We start from the raw sequence: 13,224 nt of genomic DNA, 5'->3' as shown, positions 1-13,224 counted from the left end.
CTTCAAATTCTGCTGGTGGATACTCTTTGGTTTTTATAACAGTTACCAAAACACTGACTAATAAAAGAGATCCTCCAACATAAAAAGACCATATGACTGAGGGTGCAACTTTACCAGCCTCAGGAACATTACTGACACCCAGCAATGGCAAAATAAATGGTAGTGCAGAGCCAATAACAGCTCCTGCATTAATTAAGAAGCTTTGTACGGAATAACCCAGATTTCGCTGTTCTTCTGGAGTCATATCTGCCACCAGTGCTCGAAATGGCTGAAAAGTTACATTAAATGAACCATCCATCAGAGCAAGCATCGCAACTCCGAAAAACAATACACTTGCACCTCCGGCCTTTACGACCATAGGAGCATTAGGCATAAAGAACATTGCAATCATTGAAACAATAGCACCTCCAAGGATGTATGGTGAACGTCGACCAATCCTTGTCCAGGTTTTATCGCTGGCTGCACCAACAACTGGTTGAACAATCAATCCCATAATAGGTGCAACTAACCAGAAAAAAGAGAGGTTATGTGGATCAGCACCAAGACTGGTTAATATTCGGCTTGCATTGGCATTTTGTAATGCAAAACCAAACTGAACACCTAAAAAGCCAAAGCTTAGGTTCCAAATTTGCCAAAACGATAACTTTGGTAATTGTTTCATAATTACTTGAAATTTAGTTGCGAACATCAATCAGTAAAAGACATTGTTTTGAAATAACATCAAAACCGAATCAATCACAATTGAGATTCTCTTAAATAATAGTGGTACAATAAACACCTCGTACTTATATGGTGAATATAAGCATTAATAAAAAGGTATTAACAGGTAAGTATCTTTTCAATCAATTCCACAACAAACTTAAGGTAAAATTAACAACAATACTAGTTGTTTTTGTTGCGGTGATTTGTTGCATTGTCAATGTAATCAGTGCTTTTACCTATTGCAAACGTTTGCGAAACGGCTTGAACATTCTTTCTTTTTTCATAAATTTTTTGAGTAATAGTTTATGCAAACGTTTTCGAAAGCTCGAAATGAGATGTGTGAGGTGATAAGTGGCTGATAATTAATTTATTTTGTTATTGTCGAGTTTAAGGAGATAAGCTTTACAAATCAGAGATAACTAAAATTGTTTGCCCAATTGTGAAGATGTTCGCTCAACTAACTCAGGAGTAAAGATCTTTGTTTCGTATTCTTCATCTTCAACCGTATTTTCAATATGGCCAATTAGCAGTCGCATAGCAGCCTGACCAATGTCGTAGCCTTTTTGTTCAACAGTAGTTAAAGGGGGATAAGCAATATTAGCATTTGGTCCATCACCAAAGCCTGCTACAGCAATATCTTTTGGGATGTTATAACCATTCCGTTGCAGGACTTGCATAGCAGCAATAGCAGTACTGTCGTTTACTGCAAAAATACCGTCGATTTCTGGTGCTAAACGAATAATGTCATCCGCCTTGGCAAATACTGTTTCACGGGTATCGCATTTTATAATAAGGCTTTCATCACAATTCAATTTGTTTTCCTTTAAAGCGCTGCAATAGCCTTCTTTTCGGTTCTTACCAATCAGTAAGTGTTGTGGTGCTGCCAGATGCATAATTTTTTTACACCCTTTTTTAATTAAGTGTCTTGTAGCAATTCTCGCACCCTCAAAATCATCAGCAATGACTCTATCTGAACTAATTTGTTCACAAATTCGATCAAAGAAAACAACCGGAACCCCATTTTCTCTTAAGTTTTCAAAATGAGTGAATTCATGTGTGTTTTTGCTCATCGATACCAGAATGCCGTCTACCCTGTTATCAACAAGGGCTTGCAAATCAATTACCTCGCGTTGGTAGTTTTCGTTGGTTTGGCAAATGATAGCATTATATCCACGACCATAAGCTACATCTTCAATCCCACTGATTACTGAAGAGAAGAAATGATGAACAATTTCCGGGATTACAATTCCAATAGTATTGGTTTTACTACTTCGCAAACTTAAAGCCAAGGCATTAGGACGATAATTAACTTTTTCAGCAAAGGTTTGAACTAACTGTTTGGTTTTAGGGCTGATATCAGGATGGTCTTTTAAAGCACGGGATACAGTTGATGGAGAAATTCCTAATATTCTTGCTATATCTTTAATAGTGATTGGTTGTGACTTCATAGTAAACGATGGACTTGTTGTTGCTGATAAAAATTAAATATAGTAAAAACAGATTAATATCAGTCAAATTTCAAATTCAGATAAAAGGAGGAAAATGTTAAAAACATGTTATACAACACCTGATTTTAGTGCAAACGACATCGCAAACGACACCGCAAACGATTGCAGTGTTTTTTTCTGCAAAAATGTGTATTTGAGTGTTAATTAGTGTTTACAAATCATCTAAAATTGCATATGTTTGTATCGGTCATAGTGGTCAATTAAGCATTGTTTTAAAGGTATTAACAGACACTCTTCTCAATTATTCCACAAAATGAAAATCCTTTAAAACGGATAACGAATGTTTAATTAGGAATGCAATTACACTTCAGTGAGTGTGATTTGTTCCAAATGATAAATAAAATTGTTTTATCAACACATGAAAATCTAGTTTTTATGAAAAGACAGTCAAATCTTTTTAAGTTACTGTTTATGCTTGTTGCCCTCTTTAGCTTTACAGCTATAAATGCGCAACAAATGACAGTGTCAGGTACGGTAACAGATGCTACAGATGGTATGCCATTACCTGGTGTAACCGTAGCAGTAAAAGGTACCACACAAGGTACAATTACTACACCTGATGGACAATATTCAATTAACGTGGAAAGTGGGCAAACAATAGTTTTCTCATTTATTGGTTATAAATCTCAAGAGGTTGTAGCAGCTAGTACTACAGTAAATATCGCATTGGAAGAAGATGTGATTGGAATGGAAGAAGTAGTGGTTATTGGTTATGGTACTACTAAGAAGAAGGACTTGACCGGTTCAATCGCGACAGTTTCGGCAGACGATTTTAATCAAGGAGCTATAAACTCGCCTCAACAATTAATGAACGGTAAAGTCGCCGGTGTACAAATTGTAGACGGTGGTGGTGCTCCAGGAGCAAAGTCTACAATCAGAATACGTGGTGGATCTTCTCTTAGTGCAAATAATGATCCATTAATTATTATTGACGGCGTACCAATTGATAATAGTGACGTGTCAGGTATGCGTAATCCTTTAAATGTTGTTAACCCTAGTGATATCGAAACATTTACTGTATTAAAAGACGCTTCTGCCACAGCCATTTATGGTTCACGCGCTTCAAATGGTGTTATCATTATTACAACTAAAAAGGGAACAAAGCCTGGTTTAAATGTAGATTATTCAGGTAATGTATCAGTTGCTACAAAAACTAATACAGTTGATGTTCTAGGAGCCGAGCAATATACAAATGTTTTAAATGAGCAATTTCCTGGAAGCGTAGACCTACTAGGTAATACAAATACTGACTGGCAGGATGAGATCTACCGCGCAGCTGTTAGTACTGATCAAAACATAGCTTTGTCAGGTATGTTTAATGATATTGTTCCTTATCGCGCTTCAATTGGATACAACAATGCAAATGGTATTTTGGATGAGTCAAATATGACGCGTACAACGGCTTCATTAAATGTGAACCCTTCATTGTTTGATGATCATTTAAGAATTAATATTTCTGCTAAAGGGATGTTCATTAAAAATAATTTTTCAAACGAAGATGCTATTGGAAATTCTATTTCGATGGACCCAACTCAACCTATATATGCAAATGGATATGATGCATTTGGAGGATATTTTGCATGGACAAGGCCGCCACATGATCCAACAGGTGTGCCAAATGGTAATGCACCTGATAATGCGCGCGCGTTGATTGGCCAAAGAACTGATAAATCAACTGTTAACCGTTTTGTTGGTAATGCACAGTTTTATTATAACTTTCACTTCTTACCAGAGTTAAGAGCTAACTTGAATGTTGGTCTTGATATGTTAAAAGGTGAGGATGATGGAGGTAAACAAACATTTGCCGGTGCAGCCTGGGATACCGATGCCTATTTAAGAGGCGGAGCTTATGAACATTACACACAGAAGAAAGAGAATAAATTATTGGATTTCTATTTGCAGTATACAAAGGATCTTAGCCAAATTAATTCTCGATTTGATGTAATGGGAGGATATTCTTGGCAACACTTCTGGGCTGAAAATGAAACTGGTAGCTGGTTTAATCAGCCTAATGAAGATGGTGATTTTGTTAGGGATCCTGAAAGATTAGAAAGGAATGAAAATTACCTGGTATCATTCTTTGGTCGTTTGAACTATGTATTTGCAGAGAAGTATTATCTAACATTTACACTTCGTAATGATGGTTCATCTCGCTTCTCAGACGATAATCGCTGGGGTTTATTCCCATCTGTTGCCTTAGCCTGGAATATGAAAGAGGAGTCATTCCTGAGTAACAGTAATGTAGTATCAACATTGAAGATGAAGTTGGGTTATGGTGTTACTGGTCAGCAGGATATAGGTAGTGATTATGGTTATTTTGGTACTTATAAAACAGGACAGCCGACTGCTTCATATGTATATATAGATCCTGCAACAGGAGCTTATACAAGAGTACCGATTACCACTAATCGACCTAATGGTTATGATGAGAACCTAAAATGGGAAGAGACAACAACATACAATGTTGGTTTTGATTATGGATTCCTGAATAATAAGATCTATGGTACTCTTGATGTTTATCTAAGAGAGACAGAGGATCTGTTGAATGAAATTCCAGTTCCTGCAGGTTCGAACCTTACCAACCAATTATTTACAAATGTTGGTAATATGGAAAACAAAGGTTTTGAATTTGCTGTAAATGGTGTTGCAATCGAAAATTCAGACTGGAATTGGACAATTGGCGCTAACTTGACATACAATGAAAATGAGATAACCAAGTTGACACAAGTAGATGATCCTAGTTATATTGGGGTTGAGCACGAAGGAATTTCTGGTGGTACAGGTAATACGATTAAGATTCACCGGGTAGGAAATCCAGCAGGATCATTCTATGTGTATAAACAAATATATGATGTGAATGGTAGTCCAATTGAAGGGTTGTATGAAGATACAAATGGAGATGGAGTATTTGATCCAAGTGATAAGTACGTTGCAGGAAATGCTGCTCCTAAAGTGATGATCGGCCTTAATTCAACACTTAATTATAAGGATTGGGACTTTTCATTCTCGGGACGGGCCAACCTTGGTATGGACGTATACAATAACGTAGCATCAAACAATGGATACTATAATCATATGCAGGTTAGTGGAGAGTATTTATTCAATGTTCATAAAGATGTTCTATTCACTAACTTTAAAGAAGCTCAACTTCACTCTGATTACTATGTTCAGGATGCATCATTCTTTAGGATGGATAACATGACCTTAGGGTATCGTTTAAAAACCAACTGGGCAAATAACATTCGTGTTTATGCAAGTGTAAATAATGTGTTTGTTATTACTGATTATGAAGGACTAGACCCTGAAGTTGATAATGGGGTTGATAATAATCTTTATCCACGTCCAAGAACTTATCTGTTAGGTGTAAATATTTCATTTTAAAAAGCTAAGAAGATGAAGAAATTAATAATATATAATTTAGCTGTTGCGCTTATTGTTGCATTAGGATTTAGTGCTTGTGTTAATGATCTTGACGTTACACCTATCGATCCTAATCTGGACACAGCTGATAAAGTTTATGACTCAGAAGAGGCATTTCTTGAAGTGTTAACTAAAATCTATGCAGGTTTTGCCGTTTCAGGACAACAAGGTCCTGCTGGAGATGGAGACTTAGGTGGTTTTGATGAAGGTCACAGTCAGTACTGGAGAGGGTATTTTGTAAGTCAGGAATTACCAACTGATGAAGCTGTTAATGGATGGGGCGACCCGAACTTACCACAAGTAAGCCAGATGTTATGGAGTTCTGATAACGATTATATCCGTTCATTCTATTACCGTGCAATTTACCAGGTGTCATTAGCTAATGAGTTTATTCGTCAGGCCAATAACTATGGAAAAGAGGAATATACAAAGTTGTCACAGTATAAGGCAGAAGCACGCTTTTTACGCGCACTGTCATACTGGCATGCTCTTGACTTATTTGGTAACCGCATTCCTTTTACGACAGAGAATGATGCTGTTGGTTCGGCGCTGCCAATGCCTGCAGGTGAAAATGTAAGAGGTCCGGAAGTATTTAATTACATTGAAAGTGAATTATTAGCTATTGTAGGTGATGCAGAAGATAAATCAGAAGTATTGTTAGATCCTCGTCAAGGATATATAGGACAAGCTGATAAAGGTGCTGCATGGATGCTTCTAACTAAACTTTACTTAAACCATGCTGTTTATTTAGGATCAGAGAGTAGTTCATATTACCAGAGTGCTCGTGAATACGTTAATAAGGTTATTGGAGCAGGTTATAGTTTAATGACAGACGCTGATGCTGTTGCTGGTGATGCATACTCACCATATCAGTACTTATTCTTAGCAGATAACTACAAGTGTGATAAGGAAATTATTTACTCAATAAATTATGATGGTGATAGAACCAGAACATATGGTGGTGGTACTTATCTTTTATGTGCTAGTATTGGAGGAAGTATGTCGGCCGCTGACGCTGGTGTAGCTAATGGCTGGGGTGGTAACAGAACAACTAAAGCATTGGTAAATAAATTTGAAGCTGGCGATATCCGTGCATTATGGCATACTGATGGTCAGAACCTGGAAATTGAAGATCAAAGTAAATTTACTGATGGTTATGGTGTTACTAAGTTTAGAAACAGAACTCGCGATAATGGTTTTGGAAGCAACGAAGGTAAGACCGATTGGGTTGACTTCAATATTCCAGTATTCCGTTTAGCAGATGCTTACTTAATGGCTGCCGAAATTGATATTCGTTTAGACGGAACAGTATCTGGAGCAAACTACAACTATGTTAAAGAGATTACTGATCGTGCTGGAGCAACCATTCCTCCTGGTATTGATTTAAATTGGTTGTTAGATGAAAGAGCTCGTGAGCTATATTGGGAGTGTCATCGTCGTACTGACCTGGTACGTTTTGGTAAATTTACTAAAGGATATAACTGGCCACTTAAAGGTAACGCGTTGGAAGGTATGGATATGGATGACAAGTATAACTTGATGGCTATTCCTAATACTGATATTGTAGCTAATCCAAATTTAAAGCAAAATCCTGGTTACTAATGTGAAACATTGTTTCATTAAATCTGATAACAAATGAAAAAATTAAATATATTCTTAATGATTCTGGGGATTCTATTTGTGAGTTCTTGTTCTGAAGATGACAAGATCACATATAACCCAGACAATGTTGATGCACCTTTAATGGTTAGTCCATCCGATGACGATATGGACTTTACAAAGGAAGATGCTGATGAGTTGGTCACGTTTAGTTGGAGCAAAGCGGATGTCGGCTTTAATGCGGCAACTAATTATGATGTTGAATTCTCAATTGATAATACTTTCGAAGAGGCTAAAAGATTAGTTTCAACTGGTACGGAGGAAGTTGATGTTAAAGTTAGTGAGATTAATAACTTATTAATTTCATTGGGTTATGCCCCAGCAGAATCAGGTCAACTATTTGTGCGTGTTGTGGCTTCAATTAATGATAATGTTGATCCGATTATTTCTGCAACAAAAGAATATACAGTTGTAGCCTATGAAACATTGATAGATTATCCAATGATCTATGTTCCTGGAGCATACCAGGGATGGAGTCCTGGAGCTGAGAATGGTCGTCTGTTTTCATATGAATTTAATGATATTTATGAAGGTATCATCCGAATTACTGAAACAGTTGATAATAATGGAGAGTTTAAAATTACTGAAGGACCAAACTGGGATGTTAACTATGGTGGAGTTCTAGTTCAGGCAGGTGATAACTATTCAGGAACACTTGATGGAGCTGCAGGTAATATGATGGTTACTCCTGGAACATATAAGTTTACAGTTAATATGGCGGACAAGACAATTGAACTTGAGAAAACTGATGATTGGGGAATCATTGGTGGAGCTGTACCTCCATATGACTGGTCTGTTGATGTAGATTTATTCTATAATGGACAAAGACAAATGTGGGAAATCACAACTGATTTTGGTGAAGGTGATTTTAAGTTCAGAGCTAATGATGGTTGGGATTTCAACCTGGGAAGTAATGATGCTGATGGTACACTACAAAGTGGTGGATCTAATATTCCTCTTCCTGGTGCAGGTAACTATACCATTAGAATGAATCCTGATCAGCTTGTTTATTCAGTTCAAGAGAATTAAGGATTAACCAATTAATAAAAGTAAAAGCCGCCCATTGTGGCGGCTTTTTTTAAACCTCTTTACCATGAAACACACTTACCTCAACATTATAGTTGTCTTACTATTAACAGCCTGTCAAATGAAGGTTGATAATGGTACTTCTGATATTTCCAATCCACCTGAATGGGCCAAAGATGTTGTCTGGTATCAAATTTTCGTTGAACGCTTCAATAATGGTGATCCAAATAATGATCCTACACCAGAAACGATGTATGCTGCGTCTAATTTTATTCCGACACCTGATGATTGGACTATTACACCATGGACCTCTGATTGGTACAAGGAAGAGGATTGGGCCAAAAATACTGGACAGAACTTTTATTCAAACCTGCAGTTACGTCGCTATGGAGGTGACTTGCAAGGTGTGATTGATAAACTTGATTATCTAAAAGAACTAGGAATTACAGCATTGTATTTTAATCCCCTTAACGATGCACCATCCTTACATAAATTTGATGCACGTAACTACCATCATATTGATGTTAATTTTGGTCCCGATCCTGAAGGAGACCTTCAGATCATAGCACAGGAAGATCCTAATAATCCTGAAACCTGGCAATGGACTTCTGCCGATAAATTATTCCTTCAATTAATAGATAAAGCACATCAGCTTGGAATGCGCGTAGTGGTTGATTATTCCTGGAATCACACAGGCGTTGAATTCTGGGCATGGAGAGATATTGTAAAAAATCAGGAACAATCAAAGTACAAAGATTGGTATAGTATTATCAGCTTTGATAATCCGAATACTGAAGAAAACGAATTTAGATATAAGGGTTGGCTAAATATCAACAGTCTGCCGGAGCTTAAAAAAGTAAACACAACCGAAGAACACCGCCCTGGATTTCCTTTCGAAGGAGATTTACATCCCGAGGTAAAGAAACATGTTTATGATGTTACCAAACGATGGTTGGCGCCCAATGGTGATGTAAGCAAAGGTATTGATGGCTATCGCCTTGATGTTGCCGATCATATCCCAATGGGATTCTGGCGTGACTATAGAAAGTATGTTAAAGGTATTAATCCGGAAGCTTATCTGGTTGGTGAAATTTGGTGGGAAGAATGGCCTGATAAGTTAATGAACCCAATTCCTTATGTAAGTGGCGATGTATTTGACGCCATTATGCATTATCAAGTTTATCGTCCGGCCCGTTGCTTTTTTGCGGATGGTGATACGAAAATTACTGCTCAGCAATTTGTTGATAGTTTACAGTTTCAATGGAATCGTTTGGGTAAAGATTATCGTTATGCAATGATGAATGTGAATGCGACACATGACACACCAAGATTACTTTCCAGTTTTGAGAATAAGGGCTTATATAAGTATAATGCAAAGCCAGATGCTGATTCAACATACCAAACGGGCAAACCAGCTGAGGAAACTTATAAGCGCATTCAACTATACCTGATGCATCAGTTTACAAGTATTGGTGCACCACATATTTGGAATGGTGATGAAATGGGAATGTGGGGGGCTGACGATCCTGATTGTCGCAAACCACTTTGGTGGCCTGAGTATACTTTTGATGATGAGAACAGAAATAATATACAGACAGTTGAACCCCAATATGATGCTGTTGGTTTTAATAAAGAGCTTCATGTATTTTATTCTAAACTAACAGGGATTCGTCATGATAATCCGGTATTAAAAACAGGTGAAATTGAATTTGTAGAGGCGGAAGGTGATTTTTTAGTCTATCGCAGAACTAATGATTCAGAAGTCATTTTAGTCGCTTTAAATGTAGGTGACGAACCAAAAGAATTATTGTTGAATGGAGGTCAGTACAAATGTCTGTTAACCGGAAGTGATTTAGAAGGTGCGGTAGATGTTGCGGCTTTAAGCGGAATGATATTAAAAGAAAAGTAGAAAATATGAGGATTTTAAATTTAGTTGTGATTCTTATGATTGCCTGGTCGGCAAATGCACAAGTGGTGACGTCTGACCCGGCAATACCAACCGATTCAAAACCGGTCACAATTACCTTTTATGCCGATAGAGGAACTGGTGGATTGGCTGGATTTGATGGTGATGTTTATGCTCATACCGGAGTTATTACTAATGAGAGTTCTGGCGGAAGTGACTGGAAATACGCTCCTACATGGGGTGATAATAGTGCCAAGTATAAATTAACCCGTACTGCAACAGATGTCTATACATTAGAGATAAGTCCTGATATACGCCAGTATTATGGTGTTAGTGAAGGAGAAGTTATTAAGCAAATGGCTTTTGTGTTTCGCAGTGCAGATAATTCACTTGAAGGCAAAGATACAGGTAACAAGGATATATTTGTAGATGTATCGGAAGAGGAATTATCGGTCTCCATAACCAGTCCCGAGAATAATAGCATACATGAGCAAGGAGCTACTGTAGTAGTTAATGTAAGTGCCCTTTTAAATGATAATCTGGAATTGTTCGTGAATGATCAATCTGTTGCGCAGACCTCGGGGCAGAGCATTAGCCATTCGATTGTTAATATTAGTGAAGGGACGTATGAATTAAGGGCTGTTGCAACAAGTGGTTCAGAAACTGTTGAAACCACCAGTAAATTCTTTGTCAAAGGTGATGTCGTTAACGAGCCAATGCCGGCAGATCTTCGTAGAGGGGTTAATGTGCATGATGCGACAAGCGCCACAGTGGTGTTGTTTGCTCCGAATAAAGAGTATATATATCTGGTTGGCGACTTCAATAGTTGGGAACCTTCCAATACGGCCATGATGAAAAAAGATGGTGATTATTTTTGGCTGACTTTATCTAACCTTAGCGACACAGAAGAGTATGCTTATCAATTTTGGATTGATGGAGATATAAAAGTGGCAGATCCATACGCCAACAAAATTCTTGATCCATGGAATGATCAATATATTCCTGATCGGATCTATCCGAATTTAAAAGCTTATCCTGAAGGGCAGAGTGAGATTGTTAGCGTTTTTACCACAGCAGATCAAAGTTTTAACTGGGAAGTGTCCAACTTTATTGCTCCAGAGCCCGAAAAACTAGTTGTATATGAAGTTTTAATACGAGATTTTACAGATAACCAAGATATTAAAACAATAACGGACACCTTATCTTACCTGAAGCGCTTAGGAGTTAATGCTATTGAATTAATGCCATTTAATGAGTTTGAAGGTAACGATAGTTGGGGTTATAATCCATCGTTCTATTTTGCAACTGATAAGGCCTATGGAAAAGTGGAGGATTACAAAACCTTTATTGATGAGTGCCATAAGGCTGGTATAGCGGTAATTATGGACATGGTACTTAATCATTCATACGGACAATCTCCATTTGCAAGGATGTATCTGGGTGAAAATGGAAAACCACTGAATAACCCATGGTATAATACCGATCATAATATGGCAGAACCGGCCGCTCAGTGGGGCTACGATTTTAATCATGAAAGTACTCATACACAAGAGTTGGTCGATAGTATATGTAGCTATTGGATAAGTGAATATAAAATTGATGGCTTCCGATTTGATTTCACCAAAGGATTTACCAATACTCCTTATCCGGTCGGAGATTGGGCTAGTGCTTATGACGTATCACGTATCGGAATTTTGAAACGTATGGCGTCAGTTATCTGGTCAAAGAAAGAGGATGCACTTGTTATTTTTGAGCATTTATCCGAAAATCAGGAAGAAAAAGAACTGTCAAACCATGGCAATGGCATCCTTTTTTGGGGTAATGCCAATCATAATTACAACGAAGCAACCATGGGGTATCATGAAAATAATAAGTCTGATTTGTCATGGACGTCTTATAAACAAAGAGGCTGGGATCAACCGGGTATTGTTAATTATATGGAAAGCCATGATGAGGAACGTATCATGTATAAGAATCTGCAATACGGCAATGTTAGTTCTGACTATGATGTAAGAGAGCTTCAAACAGCACTTCGCAGAACTGAGGCCGCAGCAATGTTTTTATTAGCCACACCTGGTCCAAAAATGATATGGCAGTTTGGTGAGTTAGGGTTTGATCTAAGCATCAACCGTTGCACTGATGGTTCAGTAAATGATAATTGCAGACTGTCTCAGAAACCACCAAAATGGGAATACATGAATAATGAAGATCGCATGCGCTTGTTTTCAGTATATCAATGGATGATACAGATGAAAAAGAATGAGCCTGTATTCTCAACCAATGATTTTGTGATGGATGTTACCGGAGCAGTTAAGCGCATTGAATTAAATATGAGTGGTAGTGATGTACGTATCGTTGGTAATTTTGATGTGGAACCGGCAGTTGTTAGGCCAAATTTCAGTACAGTAGGCAAATGGTATAACATTTTTCCTCAGGACAGTTTAAATGTCACCGATACTCAAATGGAATTAACACTTCAGCCTGGTGAATATGTTATGTACAGTCAAAAGAAATTAAGTGGATTTGATACAAATACTTCTTCAGGTAATGCGCCTGAAGATGCAGAGATGAGTGTTTATCCTAATCCATTTTTCTCTGAGATATCTGTAAAATCTAACGAAGTTATGACTGCATTTCAGCTTTATAGCGTAACTGGAGCTATATTAAAACAGGGGCATCCTTTCAGTATGGAATCAACGTTTAACTGGAGCGATTTACCACAGGGACAATACATCCTTAAATTGCACACGGATGAGCAGATAGTAGTTAAAAAGTTGATTAAGCGTTAGGTCTTATTATTCTTTTCCAGGCAAGGCACTAATTGTCGATAAGGAGTTGAGAAAACAAATGTAAAAACCCCAAGAGCCTAAAATTATAGGTGAATGGGGTTTTTTATATTTCAGTAATAAACTATAGAAGCCTGCATATTAGCTCCAGATTTTTAAAAATCAAGACTTGGTATACATTCTGTTGTAGCTATAATGGCTATAACTTCAAGAGAAG

General features: G+C 37.5%; 7 protein-coding genes. 5 read left to right on the top strand and 2 right to left on the bottom strand.

The window, feature by feature from the left end:
• The coding region (locus AC4MRQ_RS21205) for an MFS transporter (protein ID WP_491199726.1) at positions 1–661 on the bottom strand (661 nt) is incomplete at its 3' end.
• 460 nt (positions 662–1,121) lie between these two features.
• Positions 1,122–2,150, bottom strand: coding sequence for a LacI family DNA-binding transcriptional regulator (locus AC4MRQ_RS21200; RefSeq protein WP_491199725.1), 1,029 nt, complete (start codon positions 2,148–2,150; stop codon positions 1,122–1,124).
• A gap of 435 nt (positions 2,151–2,585) precedes the next feature.
• On the opposite strand from AC4MRQ_RS21200, the gene AC4MRQ_RS21195 reads away from it, so the two are divergent.
• The 5 genes from AC4MRQ_RS21195 (at position 2,586) to AC4MRQ_RS21175 (ending at position 13,010) form a co-directional block, all read left to right on the top strand.
• Positions 2,586–5,591, top strand: a complete 3,006-nt coding sequence (locus AC4MRQ_RS21195; RefSeq protein ID WP_491199724.1) for a SusC/RagA family TonB-linked outer membrane protein — start codon at positions 2,586–2,588, stop codon at positions 5,589–5,591.
• A 12-nt stretch (positions 5,592–5,603) separates the two neighbouring features.
• Positions 5,604–7,232, top strand: coding sequence for a RagB/SusD family nutrient uptake outer membrane protein (locus AC4MRQ_RS21190; protein ID WP_491199723.1), 1,629 nt, complete (start codon positions 5,604–5,606; stop codon positions 7,230–7,232).
• Between the two features lie 33 nt (positions 7,233–7,265).
• The gene (locus AC4MRQ_RS21185; protein WP_491199722.1) at positions 7,266–8,318 is read left to right on the top strand and encodes a SusE domain-containing protein; all 1,053 of its coding nucleotides are present in this window, start codon (positions 7,266–7,268) and stop codon (positions 8,316–8,318) included.
• Between the two features lie 64 nt (positions 8,319–8,382).
• The gene (locus AC4MRQ_RS21180) at positions 8,383–10,224 is read left to right on the top strand and encodes a glycoside hydrolase family 13 protein (protein ID WP_491199721.1); all 1,842 of its coding nucleotides are present in this window, start codon (positions 8,383–8,385) and stop codon (positions 10,222–10,224) included.
• A 5-nt stretch (positions 10,225–10,229) separates the two neighbouring features.
• A complete protein-coding gene (locus AC4MRQ_RS21175) occupies positions 10,230–13,010 on the top strand; it encodes an alpha-amylase family glycosyl hydrolase (RefSeq protein WP_491199720.1) in 2,781 nt (926 codons plus the stop codon).
• Positions 13,011–13,224 lie beyond the last annotated feature (214 nt).

It is taken from the genome of Carboxylicivirga sp., assembly GCF_982718395.1.
Note: the sequence above shows the minus strand (reverse complement) of the source record. Positions and strands in the feature narration are given on the sequence as shown.

Coding starts and splice junctions, on each gene's coding strand:
- AC4MRQ_RS21190 (WP_491199723.1), top strand. CDS start 5,604: ATGAAGAAATTAATAATATATAATTTAGCTGTTGCGCTTATTGTTGCA.
- AC4MRQ_RS21180 (WP_491199721.1), top strand. CDS start 8,383: ATGAAACACACTTACCTCAACATTATAGTTGTCTTACTATTAACAGCC.
- AC4MRQ_RS21200 (WP_491199725.1), bottom strand. CDS start 2,150: ATGAAGTCACAACCAATCACTATTAAAGATATAGCAAGAATATTAGGA.
- AC4MRQ_RS21185 (WP_491199722.1), top strand. CDS start 7,266: ATGAAAAAATTAAATATATTCTTAATGATTCTGGGGATTCTATTTGTG.
- AC4MRQ_RS21195 (WP_491199724.1), top strand. CDS start 2,586: ATGAAAAGACAGTCAAATCTTTTTAAGTTACTGTTTATGCTTGTTGCC.
- AC4MRQ_RS21175 (WP_491199720.1), top strand. CDS start 10,230: ATGAGGATTTTAAATTTAGTTGTGATTCTTATGATTGCCTGGTCGGCA.